Raw genomic sequence first — 13071 nt, forward strand, 5'->3', positions numbered from 1 at the left:
AATGGAAATCCTTTTCTTAATCATACTGATTTGCTTGGGTCTTGCTTTGATAGTCTTGTATCGCCGTTTGGTCGAATTGCAGAGCAGTTTACAAGAAAATTTGGATAATCAGTCTGATCGATTATCAGATCAACTCACCTATCAACTGGATTTGGCCAATAAGGAGCAACTGCTCAGCTTGTCCAATCAGTCTAATCAGCAGCAAGCTGAGTTGTATCAGCAGTTGACAGATGTTCGTGACGTTTTGAATCGCAATTTGACTCAGCAACGTGATTGGTCAGACAAGAGAATGGAGAGTATCGCTCAGCAATTAAATCAAGCCGTTCATACTATGCAAACCTCCAATGAAGAACGTTTGGAGCAAATCAGACAAACTGTTGACGAAAAGCTAGAACAGACTCTTCATCGTCGCCTGCAAGCCTCCTTTGAAACGGTTTCTCTTCAGTTGGAAAATGTTAACAAAGGTTTGGGCGAAATGCAGAACTTGGCGCGTGATGTGGGAAGTTTGAGTAAGGTATTGTCTGGCAGTAAAACTCGTGGGATTTTAGGGGAATTGCAGCTGGGTCAAATCATCGAAGACATGCTCAGTCCTCAACAATACGAACGAGAGTTTGCTACCGTTAGTGGTAGTCAGAATCGAGTAGAGTATGCCATCAAGCTACCTGGTCAAGCTCAAGGTCAGTTTGTGTATTTGCCAGTTGATGCCAAGTTTCCTTTGGATGATTACTACCGTTTGGAAGAAGCCTATGATTTAGGAGATAAGCAAGTGATTGCTAAGGAGAGAAAACAGCTTCTAACCAGTATCAAGGGATTTGCCAAGGATATTGCCAATAAATATCTCAATCCACCAGAAACTACCCAGTTTGCCATCTTGTTTTTACCAACCGAAGGGCTTTATGCTGAAGTCGTGCGACAGGCTGATTTCTTTGATGCTCTTAGACGTGAACAACACATTTTAGTGGCTGGGCCAAGCACCTTGGCGGCACTTCTTAATTCTTTATCAGTCGGTTTTAAGACCTTGAATATTCAAAAAAATGCCCATGACATCAGCAAGATTTTGGGCAATGTTAAGACAGAATTTGGAAAATTTGGTGGGTTATTGGAAAAAACTCAAAAACAACTTCGTACAGCGAGCAATAGTTTAGATAGTTTGATGACCACTAGAACCAATGCGATTGTTCGAGCTTTAGATAAGGTTGATAGTTATCAAGATCAAGATACAGCCTTTTTACTGGGAATTTCTCAACTAGGAGGAGAGAATAATGAAAATTAGTCAGATGAAAAAAGACCAGAACTTTGAAGGATTTTACCTTATTAAAACAGCTGAAGTTCGTAAAACACGTGCGGGTAAGGATTATATCGCTCTAACTTTTCAAGATGATAGTGGTGAGATTCAGGGTAATCTTTGGGATGCTCAACCTCACAACGTCAAAGAGTTTATTGCCGGTCGAGTGATTTATATGACAGGACGACGCGAGGTTTATAATGGTACGCCTCAGGTAAATCAATTAAGTTTACGTCTGCCCCTAGAAGGTGAGCCGTCAGACCCTAGTCTGTTCAAGGAAAAACCACCTGTCAATGTGAACGAAGTCAGAAATTACTTGGAGCAGATGATGTTTAAAATTGAGCAGGCAACTTGGCAACGAATTGTTCGTGCTCTTTATCGTAAATATGATCAAGCTTTCTATCATTTTCCAGCTGCTAAAATCAATCACCATGCTTTTGAAACAGGTTTAGCCTATCATACGGCAACTATGGTTCGTTTAGCCGAAAGTATTTGTCAAATCTACCCTAATCTTAATTCAAGCTTACTATTTTCAGGTATCATGTTACATGATTTAGCCAAGGTTTTAGAACTATCAGGACCAGATCAAACAGAGTACACTTTAAGAGGTAACTTGTTAGGGCACATTGCTTTAATCAATGAAGAAGTGACAAAGATTGTTTTAGAATTAGGATTGGATGATGAGCGAGAAGATGTCGTGATGTTACGACACATGTTACTCAGCCATCATGGTCAGTTGGAATATGGCAGCCCAGTTCGTCCGCATTTAATGGAGGCTGAAATCTTGCATATGATTGATAATATTGATGCCAAAATGATGATGATGACAACTGCCCTCAATCGAGTGGATGATGGTGAATGGACAGCCAAACTTTTTGCGATGGAAAATCGTTCTTTTTACAAACCCAAATTGGACCAATAAAACTTTAGAACATTGTTGAAAACAATGTTCGTTTTTTGTATAATATTATCATATAATGACAGAAAGATATGAAAGAGAAGAAGCCTATGAAAATAAGACGAAGTGAGCGTATGGTGGTTATTTCCAATTATTTGCTCAATCATCCTTATAAATTAACAAGTCTTAGTTATTTTGCCGAACAATATAACTCAGCTAAGTCATCTATTTCTGAAGATATTGCCATTATCAAACGGGCTTTTGAAAAAACTTCTGTTGGTGAAATAGAAACCTTAGCTGGAGCCAGTGGTGGTGTGATATTTCGTCCAACTATGGATCAAGCTGAAGCCCGTCAGGTTTTGGAAGAGCTAAAAGAACTCTTGGCTCAGAGTGATCGCATTTTACCAGGAGGCTATATCTACCTATCAGATCTTTTGAGTACGCCTCGTATTTTGAAAAATGTCGGTCGAATTATTGCTAACCATTTTCGTCATGAAAAAATTGATGTGGTGATGACAGTAGCAACCAAGGGTGTGCCTCTAGCTAATGCAGTAGCCAATGTTCTTGACGTTCCTTTTGTCATTGTTCGCAGGGATTTGAAAATCACAGAAGGTTCAACGGTATCGATTAACTATGTCAGTGCTTCAAGTGATCGGGTGGAAAAAATGTTTCTCTCAAAGCGTAGCTTAAAACCCAATAGTCGTGTTTTGATTGTTGATGATTTTCTTAAAGGTGGGGGAACCATTACAGGTATGACGAGTCTGTTAGCAGAATTTGATTGTGATTTGGCAGGCGTAGCGGTTTTTGCAGAAAATAGCCAAGAAGAACGTGAGGATTTGACCTATAAGTCATTGCTAAAGGTGTCGAAAATTGATATGAAACACAATCAACTCACAGTTGAAATGGGCAATATCTTTGACTGATTATCTTGTCAGTTCATGAAAAATTTGATATAGTTAGAGATGCATTAAAGGAGGATTAAAATGCCATTATCAACCCTATTGATTTTTGTAGCCATGTTTGGACTCATGTTTTGGATGCAAAATCAACAAAAAAAACAAGCCAAAAAAGCAGAAGAAGAACGCCAAAATTTAAGTAAAGGTGATCAAATTGTCACAATTGGTGGTATGTACGCTGTCGTTGACGAAGTTGACTTGGCTAACAATAAGATTGTTTTAGATGTGGATGGTATTTATTTGCCATTTGAATTGACAGCCATTAAACGTGTCGTAGCCAAAGGAACAACTCAGGCTGCTAGCCCTGTCGTTGAAGAAGCAAGTGAAACAGCTATTGTAGAAGAGTAGGATTAGCCTACTCTTTTTGTGTAAAATGAACAAGTGACTAGCAAAAGCACCTTAAAATATGATAAAATAGTAGTAGTTCTAACAAGTAATAAGGAAATTTATGTTTACATTTAAGAAAAAAAAAGTTGTTGAAGAAGGTCTAGAAAAAATCCCTCAGCATATTGGCATTATCATGGACGGTAATGGTCGCTGGGCTAAAAAAAGATTGCAACCGCGTGTCTTTGGTCACAAAGCTGGTATGGATGCTTTGCAGGCTGTTACAATAAAAGCAGCTGACCTGGGTGTCAAGGTACTGACTGTCTATGCTTTTTCAACTGAAAATTGGTCTCGTCCAGAAGATGAAGTCAAGTTCATTATGAATCTTCCTGTTGAGTTTTTTGATCGCTATGTCCCGGAATTGCATAAAAATGGTGTGCGAGTTGAGGTGATTGGTGAAACAGATCGTTTACCCAAAGAAACTTTAGCTGCCTTAAATCAAGCACGTGAGTTGACCAAGGATAACCAAGGGTTGATTTTGAATTTTGCCTTGAATTATGGTGGTCGTAGAGAGTTGACCTTGGCAGTACAAGAATTGGCTCAACAGGTGGCTGATGGAAAACTGACAGCGACGCAGATAACAGAAGAGTTGATTGCTGAGCATTTACAGACCAAGCACTTACCAAAAGCTTATCAAGATCCAGACTTGGTAATTCGAACGAGTGGTGAGTTGCGTTTGAGCAATTTTTTACCTTGGCAGGCAGCTTATAGCGAGTTTTATTTTACAGAAGTGTTGTGGCCTGATTTTGATGATGAACAGTTATTGCTAGCACTAGTTGACTATAATAAACGTCATCGTCGTTTTGGAGGTCTTTAGAAGGGAAAGTCATGAATCGTGAACGTTTAATTTATGGTGGTATTGTTGGAGCAGTTTTTTTGTTCTTTCTATTGATAGGGGGCGTGTTTTTTCAACTATTTGTAGGTGGTTTGGCTATACTTGCTGTCGTTGAACTATTGCGAATGAAAAAATTAGAAGTTTTTTCACTAGAAGGCATGTTGACTATGTTAGCGACTTTTGTCTTGACGGTTCCGCTACAAAATTATTTTCCATCTTTACCGATGGACGCTAGTTTGGCAGCCTATGCTATTGTCGTGTTCTTGTTGTTATCAGGGACAGTATTCAATGCTAGCCAGTATAATTTTGATGATGTTTGTTTCCCTATTGCCGTCAGTTTTTATGTCGGCATTGGGTTTCAAAATTTAATCGCTGGTCAGATGGCAGGCTTAAATAAGATACTTTTGGCGATTTTCATTGTTTGGGCAACGGATATTGGTGCCTATGCTATCGGTCGTCGTTTTGGTCGCCATCAATTATTACCACAAGTATCACCTAATAAGACAATTGAAGGGAGCTTGGGTGGTATTGCGTCTGCTCTGTTTATAGCTATTCTTTTCATGTTGATTGATAAGTCAGTGTATGCGCCACGTCATTTTTTGACCATGTTGGTTTTAGTTGTTATTTTTAGTGTTTTTGCTCAATTTGGTGATTTAGTTGAAAGTGCCATTAAGCGTCATTTTGGCGTTAAAGATTCAGGTGATATTATTCCTGGTCATGGAGGGATTTTAGATCGCTTTGACAGTATGATTTTTGTGCTTCCGATTATGGACTTTTTCGGCTTATTTTAAGAGCAAGAGAGGAAGTTGATAATGTTTGGAATTTTAACATTTATTCTTATTTTTGGTGTGATTGTTACCGTTCATGAGTATGGCCATTTTTACTTTGCTAAAAAAGCGGGTATCTTGGTACGAGAGTTTGCCATTGGTATGGGACCTAAGATTTTTGCTCATCGAGGACAAGATGGTACACTTTATACCATTCGTCTGCTGCCTTTGGGAGGCTATGTGCGAATGGCAGGTTGGGGAGATGACAAGACTGAAATCAAAACCGGTAGTCCTGCCAGTTTGACGCTTAATCAAGCTGGAAAGGTTATTCGTATCAATTTATCTCAGAAACAATTAGATGTAAATAGCCTTCCCATGTCTGTTTTATCTTACGATTTAGAAGATAAGCTTCAAATCACAGGTCTGGTTTTAGATGAAACAAAGACGTTTACCGTTGATCATGACGCCACTATTGTTGAGGTTGATGGCACAGAATTGCGAATTGCTCCCAAGGATGTTCAATATCAAAATGCCACAGTGGCAGGTAAGTTGATGACCAACTTTGCTGGCCCAATGAATAATTTTATCTTGGGAACTGTGCTTTTTATGGTTTTAGTTTTTTTACAAGGTGGTGTTGCTGACTATTCTACCAATAAAATGGAAATCAATTCTCAAGGTGCCTTGGCAGCAGCAGGGGTTAAGACAGGCGATCAAATTTTAGCTGTCGGAGATTATCAAGTTACCAATTGGGAAGATTTAATAAAAGCTATGGATCAGACGACTGCTAACTTGACAGAAGGACAAGCCATTCCTGTTCGTGTCAAATCTGGTCAGACAGAAAAAACACTAGATGTCGTTCCCAAAAAAATCAGTGATACTTATGTGATTGGGGTTTCTCCTGGTCTCAAACGAGGCCTTTGGGACAAAATTTTCGGTGGCTTAAAAAGTTCAGTACTAGCAAGCGTAAGAATGATTGTGGCACTTAAAAATCTGATTTTACGTCCCAATTTGGACGGTCTCGGTGGCCCAGTAGCCATGTACCAAATCAGTAATCAAGTTGCCAATCAAGGCTTGAATCGTGTGATTGAATTGATGGCGTTACTGTCTATCAATATAGGTATCTTTAATTTAGTGCCAATTCCAGTTCTTGATGGTGGAAAAATTGTTATCAACTTATTAGAAGGCATTCGTCGTAAACCACTGAAACAAGAAACAGAGAGCTATCTGACTCTGGCTGGTGTGGTCTTTATGATTCTACTCATGCTGGCTGTAACATGGAATGATATCATGCGAACATTTTTTAATCAATAGAAGAAGGAAAAAGTTATGAAACAAAGTAAAATGCTTATCCCAACGTTAAGGGAGATGCCAAGTGATGCTCAGGTAATCAGTCATGCCTTGATGGTGCGTGCAGGATACGTTCGTCAAGTATCAGCGGGGATTTACGCTTATCTGCCCTTAGCTAGTCGCACCTTGGAGAAGTTCAAGACAATTATGCGAGAAGAGTTTGATAAAATTGGTGCGGTTGAGATGGAAGCTCCAGCTCTTTTGACGGCAGATTTGTGGCGTGAAAGTGGTCGTTATGACACCTATGGTGCCGACCTTTATCGTTTGAAAAACCGTGACCAGTCTGATTTTATCCTTGGACCAACCCATGAAGAAACCTTGACCATGTTGGTTCGTGATTCGGTTAAATCTTATAAACAGTTACCACTTAACCTTTATCAAATTCAATCTAAATACCGTGATGAAAAACGTCCTCGTAATGGTCTATTGCGTACGCGTGAATTTATCATGAAAGATGGTTATAGCTTCCACCAAGATTATGACAGCCTTGATGTGACTTATGAAGATTATCGCAAGGCTTATGAAGCAATTTATACCCGTGCTGGTCTTGATTTCAAGGCGATTATCGGAGATGGCGGAGCGATGGGTGGTAAAGATAGTCAAGAATTTATGGCGATTACACCAGACCGTACAGACCTAGATCACTGGTTGGTTTTGGACAAATCAATTGCTTCACTTGATGAAATCCCAACTGATGTGCTTGATGAAATCAAGAAAGAATTAACCTCTTGGGTGGTATCAGGTGAAGATACGATTGCCTACTCAAGTGAGTCAGACTATGCAGCTAATCTTGAAATGGCGACAGATTCCTTTACGCCGTCAACTAAGGTGGTAGCTCAAGACGAGATGGCTAAGGTGGAAACACCAGATTGCAAGACCATTGATGACGTGGCTGCCTTTTTACAAGTTGCCGAAGAACAAACCATCAAAACCCTTCTCTTTATGGCGGACGGTCAACCTGTTGTTGCTCTTTTGGTGGGTAATGACCAAGTCAATGATGTGAAATTAAAAAATCATTTAGCAGCAGATTTTCTTGAACCAGCTAGTGTAGAACAAGCTCAAGAGGTCTTTGGTGCAAGCTTTGGTTCGCTTGGTCCAGTTGGTTTGGCTGAAGATGTTCGTATCATTGCTGACCGTAAGGTTCAATATTGCTATAATGCCGTAGTTGGTGCCAATCAAGACGGTTATCATTTGACAGGTGTTAATCCAGAACGTGATTTCAAGGCAGAATACGTGGATATTCGTGAAGTGCGTGAAGGTGAATTGTCACCAGATGGAAAAGGCACACTCAAGTTCGCTCGTGGTATTGAGATTGGTCATATTTTCAAACTAGGGACACGCTATTCAGCTAGTATGGGGGCGAATATCCTTGATGAAAATGGTCGCAGTGTTCCAATGATTATGGGGTGCTATGGTATCGGTGTTAGCCGTATCTTGTCTGCTGTTATCGAGCAACATGCCCGCTTATTTGTCAGCAAGACACCAAAAGGTGATTTCAAATACGCTTGGGGAATCAACTTCCCTAAAGAATTGGCACCGTTTGACGTGCATTTGATTACGGTTAACGTTAAAGATGATGAAGCACAAGCTCTGACAGATAATTTAGAGAAACAGTTGATGTCAGCAGGTTATGATGTCTTGACAGACGATCGTAATGAACGTGTAGGTTCTAAGTTCTCAGATAGTGACTTGATTGGTTTGCCAATCCGTGTTACTGTTGGTAAGAAAGCCTCAGAAGGCATTGTGGAAGTTAAAATCAAAGAAACTGGTGATAGTATTGAAGTTCATCAAGAAAACCTACTTGAAACCTTGAAGATTTTGACAGAAGAAAAAGCATAAGATAACTAAATAACTCACTTGATTACTGATCAAGTGGGTTTCTTTTTAGAAAATATAAAAACCTATTGACAGAATTTGGGGAGTGTGGTAGAATAGTCTTTGTTGTTAGCGGGGATGGCGGAATTGGCAGACGCGCAGGACTAAGGATCCTGTGACCGCTTTAGGTCGTGTGGGTTCAAGTCCCACTCTCCGCAAAGTAAAAGGCTGAGGTAACTCGGTCTTTTTTATGTTTTCAGTAAAAATATCGGTAAAGACTAGAATTTCTCAAAAAAATGTGATAAAATTAACGTTGTAATGGGGAAACCCAAAATATTAGAGGAGGCCTAATTAAATGGCAATCGTTTCAGCAGAAAAATTTGTCCAAGCAGCCCGTGACAACGGTTATGCTGTTGGTGGATTTAACACAAACAACCTTGAGTGGACGCAAGCAATCTTGCGTGCAGCAGAAGCTAAAAAAGCTCCAGTTCTTATCCAAACATCTATGGGTGCTGCTAAGTACATGGGTGGTTACAAATTGGCTAAAGTGATGATTGAAACTCTTGTAGAATCAATGGGAATCACTGTACCAGTTGCAATCCATCTTGACCATGGTCATTATGAAGATGCACTTGAGTGTATTGAAGTAGGTTACACGTCAATCATGTTTGATGGTTCACATCTTCCAATCGAAGAAAACCTTGAAAAAGCTCGTGAAGTAGTAGCTTTGGCACATGCTAAAGGTGTATCAGTTGAGGCTGAAGTTGGAACTATCGGTGGTGAAGAAGACGGTATCGTTGGTAAAGGTGAATTGGCACCAATCGAAGATGCAAAAGCTATGGTTGAAGCAGGTGTTGACTTCTTGGCTGCAGGTATCGGTAACATCCACGGTCCATACCCAGAAAACTGGGAAGGTCTTGACCTTGAGCACTTGAAGAAATTGACAGAAGCTCTTCCAGGTTTCCCAATCGTTCTTCATGGCGGTTCTGGTATTCCAGATGAGCAAATCCAAGAAGCTATCCGTCTTGGTGTTGCAAAAGTTAACGTGAACACTGAAGGACAAATTGCCTTCTCAAACGCAACTCGTCAATTTGCAGCTGACTACAATGCTAATGCAGCAGACTACGACGCTAAAAAATTGTTTGACCCACGTAAATTCTTGGCACCAGGTATCAAGGCTGTTCAAGATGCTATCGAAGATCGTATCGAAGTATTCGGTTCAACAAATAAAGCTTAATTAAGATAAGAAATAAAGGCTTATTCTTTAGAATAAGTCTTTTTTCGTTGTAAAAGCAGGAAAAATAGAAGATTTACTTGCCAAAGTACATAAGGTGTGCTATACTATCTAGGTATGTGGTGCTAGCACATCCCTTATATTTGATCAAATTAGGAGGAAAAACCATGGCTAAAGTATGTTATTTTACTGGTCGTAAGACTGTTTCAGGAAACAACCGTTCACATGCGATGAACCAAACTAAGCGTGCCGTAAAACCAAACCTTCAAAAAGTTACTGTACTGATTGATGGTAAACCAAAAAAAGTTTGGGTTTCAGCTCGTGCTCTTAAATCTGGTAAAGTAGAACGCGTTTAATAAGCAAAGGCTAGGAAATATCTTAGCTTTTTCTTTTGTCATCGACTACTTTTATAACGATAGTGATTTGTATGAGCTCCTTTTTTACAAGTCCTTGATAATATGGTAAAATGAAGTAATAAAAAGATTTGAGGTAGAAAGTATGACTGTAAAAATCAATACCAAAGATGGTCAAATTGAACTATTAGATGAAGTCATTGCAACAGTTGTTGGAGCATCTGCAACTGAGATTTTTGGCGTTGTTGGTATGGCTAGCAAAAGCACTTTGAAAGACAATTTTCAAGCACTTCTACGCAAGGAAAACTATAGTAAAGGTGTCGTTGTTACCTCAACTGAAGCAGGTATCACAGTGGATGTTTACACCATTATGAGCTACGGTGTTAAGATTAGTGAAGTGTCTAAAAATATTCAAGAACGTGTAAAATTTAACCTTGAGCATCAGCTAGGAATCTCGGCTGACGTTGTCAATGTTTATGTTCAAGGCATTAAGGTTGTGGGAGAGTAAGATGTCAACGATTACAACAAGTTTATTACAAGAAATGGTACAAGCGGCAGCTACCCGTCTAAGCAAGCAATCTGAGTATGTTAATTCTTTAAATGTCTTTCCCGTTCCAGATGGCGATACTGGAACTAACATGAGCATGACCATGGATAACGGTGCTAAGGAAGTGTCTAATAAACCAGCTACAACAGTTGGTCAGGTTGGTCAGATTCTATCAAAAGGTTTGCTGATGGGAGCGCGTGGCAATTCTGGTGTAATCACATCTCAGTTATTCCGTGGTTTTGGTCAAGCGATTAAAGACAAGGAAGAATTAAACGGTAAAGATTTAGCTCAAGCTTTTCAATCAGGAGTTGAAGTTGCCTATAAGGCAGTGATGAAACCTGTTGAAGGAACCATTCTAACAGTTTCTCGTGGAGCAGCTGTAGGGGCAATGAAAAAAGCAGAAAGTACAGATGATGCGATTGAGGTCATGCGTGCAGCTCTTGACGGTGCTAAAATTGCTTTAGCTAAAACACCAGACCTCTTGCCTGTTCTTAAAGAGGTCGGCGTGGTTGACTCTGGTGGTCAAGGCTTGGTATTTATCTACGAAGGTTTTTTGTCTGCCTTAACAGGTGAATACTTAGTTTCAGAAGATTTCCAAGCAACTCCAGCAACTATGTCTGAGATGATCAACGCAACTCATCATCAATCTGTTGCTGGTCATGTGGCTACTGAAGAGATTACTTTTGGTTACTGTACAGAGATAATGGTTGCCCTAGGCCAAGGCCCAACCTATGCTAAAGAATTTAATTATGAGGAATTTCAAGGTTATTTGAGTGGTTTGGGTGATTCCCTTTTAGTTGTCAACGATGATGAGATTGTCAAAGTCCACGTTCATACTGAAGATCCAGGACTGGTGATGCAAGAAGGCTTGAAATATGGCTCTTTGGTTAAGGTCAAGGTTGACAATATGCGTGAGCAACATGAGGCTCAAATAGAAAAAGAAACGCAACAACTCCCTGTTCAAGAGGTTAAAGATTATGGTTTAATCGCAGTCGTAGCAGGTGATGGTCTAGCTGATATTTTCAAATCTCAAGGTGTTGATTACATCATCTCAGGTGGTCAAACCATGAACCCATCAACAGAAGATATTGTTACAGCCATTGAAGCAGTTAATGCTAAGCAAGTCATTATCTTGCCAAATAATAAAAATATCTTTATGGCAGCTCAGTCAGCAGCCGATGTTGTTGATTTGCCAGTTGCAGTCGTTGAAACGAAAACGGTCGTACAAGGTTTTACTAGTTTATTAGCCTTTAATCCAACACAGTCTTTAGAAGATAATGTTAAAGCTATGACGGACAGTCTTGCAGATGTGGTCAGTGGTAGCATGACCTTGGCAGTTCGTGACACAACCATTGATGGATTGGAAATTCATGAAAATGATGTTTTGGGTATGGTTGACGGTAAAATCGTTGTATCAATGCCAGATATGGCTCAGGCCTTGCGTGCAACCTTGGATAAGATGATTGATGAAGATAGTGAAATTGTAACGCTCTACGTTGGTCAAGATGGTCAAGAAGAGCTTGCCCAGGAGTTGACAGATTATCTTGAAGAAACTTATGAAGATATTGAAGTTGAAGTTTATCAAGGAGATCAACCAGTTTATCCTTATCTCATGAGTGTTGAATAATGAAAAAGATTGAGGCAAACTTGTCTCAATCTTTTTATATTTTTATTTGCTAATTACTTAATTAAGGGGTATGATAAGAAAAAGGAGGTTTTGCTATGTTCTTGTTAAATTTTCTAGTACCAATGATACTAATTTTTGTCGTTCTTAGTATTTTATTGAGTTGTTTGTATGTGGTACGTCAACAGACAGTTGCTATTATTGAACGTTTTGGTAAATATCAAACAACACAACAAAGTGGCATTCATTTTCGTATGCCTTTTGGCATTGATCGGATTGCTGCTCGAGTTCAATTACGTTTACTTCAAACAGAACTTGTCGTTGAAACCAAGACCAAAGATAATGTGTTTGTAACGCTAAATATCGCAACTCAGTATCGTGTCAACGAAGCAAACGTGACAGATGCCTACTACAAATTGATGCGTCCAGAAGATCAGATTAGATCTTATATCGAAGACGCTCTTCGTTCATCTGTGCCTAAATTAACCTTGGATGAATTATTTGAGAAAAAAGATGAAATTGCTCTGGAAGTCCAACATCAAGTGGCTGAAGAAATGACCACTTATGGTTATATCATTGTTAAGACCTTGATTACCAAGGTTGAACCTGATGCTGAAGTTAAGCAATCAATGAATGAAATCAATGCTGCCCAACGTAAGCGTGTGGCAGCTCAAGAATTAGCTAATGCGGACAAGATTAAAATTGTCACTGCAGCCGAGGCAGAGGCTGAAAAAGATCGCTTACACGGGGTCGGTATTGCCCAACAACGTAAGGCGATAGTGGATGGTTTGGCTGACTCCATTAAGGAACTCAAAGATGCCAATATTAGTCTAGATGAAGAGCAAATCATGTCTATTCTCTTGACCAATCAATACTTGGATACTCTCAATACCTTTGCCAGCAAAGGTAATCAAACGATTTTCCTACCTAACACACCAGATGGTGTAGCCGATATTCGCACACAAGTTCTTTCAGCTTTGAAAGCCAATCAGAAATAACAAAAACCAAGTCAAACGACTTGGTTTT

At 39.6% G+C, this 13071-nt stretch carries 13 protein-coding genes and 1 tRNA gene; all 14 read left to right on the forward strand.

Translation table 11 applies throughout. The features are described 5' to 3' along the window. The first annotated feature begins 1 nt into the window (after position 1). Positions 2 to 1273 carry a DNA recombination protein RmuC gene (gene rmuC / locus FRX52_RS03880; RefSeq protein WP_146538563.1) on the forward strand — a complete coding sequence of 424 codons (1272 nt, stop codon included), beginning with the start codon at positions 2 to 4 and terminating at the stop codon, positions 1271 to 1273. Then, positions 1263 to 2207 carry a 3'-5' exoribonuclease YhaM family protein gene (locus tag FRX52_RS03885; RefSeq protein ID WP_146538564.1) on the forward strand — a complete coding sequence of 315 codons (945 nt, stop codon included), beginning with the start codon at positions 1263 to 1265 and terminating at the stop codon, positions 2205 to 2207. Before rmuC ends, FRX52_RS03885 begins: the two co-directional genes overlap by 11 nt. Positions 2208 to 2293: 86 nt before the next feature. Continuing rightward, positions 2294 to 3106 carry a pur operon repressor gene (gene purR / locus FRX52_RS03890; RefSeq protein WP_146496301.1) on the forward strand — a complete coding sequence of 271 codons (813 nt, stop codon included), beginning with the start codon at positions 2294 to 2296 and terminating at the stop codon, positions 3104 to 3106. 60 nt (positions 3107 to 3166) lie between these two features. Next, on the forward strand, positions 3167 to 3487 hold the full coding sequence (gene yajC, locus FRX52_RS03895; protein WP_146538565.1) for a preprotein translocase subunit YajC: 321 nt from the start codon (positions 3167 to 3169) through the stop codon (positions 3485 to 3487). Between the two features lie 100 nt (positions 3488 to 3587). After that, complete coding sequence (locus FRX52_RS03900; RefSeq protein ID WP_146538566.1) at positions 3588 to 4340, forward strand: isoprenyl transferase; 753 nt, start codon at positions 3588 to 3590, stop codon at positions 4338 to 4340. Between the two features lie 11 nt (positions 4341 to 4351). Beyond that, entirely contained in the window at positions 4352 to 5149 is a 798-nt protein-coding gene (locus tag FRX52_RS03905; RefSeq protein WP_146538567.1) for a phosphatidate cytidylyltransferase, read from the forward strand. A 21-nt stretch (positions 5150 to 5170) separates the two neighbouring features. Further along, positions 5171 to 6436, forward strand: coding sequence for an RIP metalloprotease RseP (gene rseP / locus FRX52_RS03910; RefSeq protein WP_146538568.1), 1266 nt, complete (start codon positions 5171 to 5173; stop codon positions 6434 to 6436). Positions 6437 to 6451: 15 nt separating this feature from the next. Further along, complete coding sequence (locus FRX52_RS03915; RefSeq protein ID WP_146538569.1) at positions 6452 to 8311, forward strand: proline--tRNA ligase; 1860 nt, start codon at positions 6452 to 6454, stop codon at positions 8309 to 8311. 108 nt (positions 8312 to 8419) lie between these two features. After that, a tRNA-Leu gene (locus FRX52_RS03920) sits at positions 8420 to 8505 on the forward strand. A gap of 137 nt (positions 8506 to 8642) precedes the next feature. After that, complete coding sequence (locus FRX52_RS03925; protein WP_146496311.1) at positions 8643 to 9524, forward strand: class II fructose-bisphosphate aldolase; 882 nt, start codon at positions 8643 to 8645, stop codon at positions 9522 to 9524. A 164-nt stretch (positions 9525 to 9688) separates the two neighbouring features. Next, on the forward strand, positions 9689 to 9877 hold the full coding sequence (gene rpmB / locus FRX52_RS03930; protein ID WP_135029489.1) for a 50S ribosomal protein L28: 189 nt from the start codon (positions 9689 to 9691) through the stop codon (positions 9875 to 9877). 142 nt (positions 9878 to 10019) lie between these two features. Then, the gene (locus tag FRX52_RS03935; protein WP_146461261.1) at positions 10020 to 10382 is read left to right on the forward strand and encodes an Asp23/Gls24 family envelope stress response protein; all 363 of its coding nucleotides are present in this window, start codon (positions 10020 to 10022) and stop codon (positions 10380 to 10382) included. A 1-nt stretch (position 10383) separates the two neighbouring features. Beyond that, positions 10384 to 12048: a DAK2 domain-containing protein gene (locus FRX52_RS03940; protein WP_146538570.1), complete on the forward strand. Its 1665-nt coding sequence runs from the start codon at positions 10384 to 10386 to the stop codon at positions 12046 to 12048. Positions 12049 to 12143: 95 nt separating this feature from the next. Beyond that, positions 12144 to 13043, forward strand: a complete 900-nt coding sequence (locus tag FRX52_RS03945; protein WP_146538571.1) for an SPFH domain-containing protein — start codon at positions 12144 to 12146, stop codon at positions 13041 to 13043. Positions 13044 to 13071 lie beyond the last annotated feature (28 nt).

The organism is Streptococcus sp. sy018, assembly GCF_007859185.1.
Classification (GTDB): Bacteria; Bacillota; Bacilli; order Lactobacillales; family Streptococcaceae; genus Streptococcus.

What these genes read in the sequence shown, in the direction of transcription:
- FRX52_RS03935 (WP_146461261.1), top strand. Translation starts at nt 10,020, where the DNA reads ATGACTGTAAAAATCAATACCAAAGATGGTCAAATTGAACTATTAGAT.
- FRX52_RS03940 (WP_146538570.1), top strand. Translation starts at nt 10,384, where the DNA reads ATGTCAACGATTACAACAAGTTTATTACAAGAAATGGTACAAGCGGCA.
- purR (WP_146496301.1), top strand. Translation starts at nt 2,294, where the DNA reads ATGAAAATAAGACGAAGTGAGCGTATGGTGGTTATTTCCAATTATTTG.
- rmuC (WP_146538563.1), top strand. Translation starts at nt 2, where the DNA reads ATGGAAATCCTTTTCTTAATCATACTGATTTGCTTGGGTCTTGCTTTG.
- FRX52_RS03900 (WP_146538566.1), top strand. Translation starts at nt 3,588, where the DNA reads ATGTTTACATTTAAGAAAAAAAAAGTTGTTGAAGAAGGTCTAGAAAAA.
- yajC (WP_146538565.1), top strand. Translation starts at nt 3,167, where the DNA reads ATGCCATTATCAACCCTATTGATTTTTGTAGCCATGTTTGGACTCATG.
- FRX52_RS03915 (WP_146538569.1), top strand. Translation starts at nt 6,452, where the DNA reads ATGAAACAAAGTAAAATGCTTATCCCAACGTTAAGGGAGATGCCAAGT.
- rpmB (WP_135029489.1), top strand. Translation starts at nt 9,689, where the DNA reads ATGGCTAAAGTATGTTATTTTACTGGTCGTAAGACTGTTTCAGGAAAC.
- FRX52_RS03945 (WP_146538571.1), top strand. Translation starts at nt 12,144, where the DNA reads ATGTTCTTGTTAAATTTTCTAGTACCAATGATACTAATTTTTGTCGTT.
- FRX52_RS03905 (WP_146538567.1), top strand. Translation starts at nt 4,352, where the DNA reads ATGAATCGTGAACGTTTAATTTATGGTGGTATTGTTGGAGCAGTTTTT.
- FRX52_RS03885 (WP_146538564.1), top strand. Translation starts at nt 1,263, where the DNA reads ATGAAAATTAGTCAGATGAAAAAAGACCAGAACTTTGAAGGATTTTAC.
- rseP (WP_146538568.1), top strand. Translation starts at nt 5,171, where the DNA reads ATGTTTGGAATTTTAACATTTATTCTTATTTTTGGTGTGATTGTTACC.
- FRX52_RS03925 (WP_146496311.1), top strand. Translation starts at nt 8,643, where the DNA reads ATGGCAATCGTTTCAGCAGAAAAATTTGTCCAAGCAGCCCGTGACAAC.